General features: G+C 60.7%; 1 protein-coding gene. It reads left to right on the forward strand.

Annotation, left to right across the window (positions count from 1 at the left end):
* On the forward strand, positions 1-279 hold a 279-nt coding region (locus Q1A75_RS24090; RefSeq protein ID WP_299593629.1), incomplete at its 5' end, for a transposase.
* Between the last annotated feature and the right edge of the window lie 171 nt (positions 280-450).

The raw sequence follows: 450 nt of genomic DNA on the forward strand, positions 1-450 counted from the left end.
TTGGGGCTCACGCCACGCAACCATTCCAGTGGTGGCAAAGAACGGTTGGGCAAGATCACGAAGATGGGTGACAGGTACCTGCGCCAGCTCATCGTGGTCGGCATGACGTCGCGCGTCCGGCAGGTTGCCAATCATCCAGACCGCGCCGATCCATGGCTCGCGGACTTGCTGCAACGAAAGCCTGCGCGCCTTGCGACCGTCGCCATGGCGAACAAGACGGCTCGGATCATGTGGGCGGTGCTGACCAGGAACGAACCCTACAAGCCGCACACGGCCTGAAAGCGAAAGGAACGACGAGATAGCAAGACCAACGATGTGATGGTGTACTCTTCAGCCGCAACGATCAGGACACTCCGCCGAATGTCCCGGGCGTCATAGCCCGCAAAGCAGTTAGGAACCTGATCTGCGGATCCCATCCACTGCCCGGCAGGGCATTGCGCAGCAATGTCC

It is taken from the genome of uncultured Tateyamaria sp., assembly GCF_947504105.1.
GTDB lineage: Bacteria > Pseudomonadota > Alphaproteobacteria > Rhodobacterales > Rhodobacteraceae > Tateyamaria.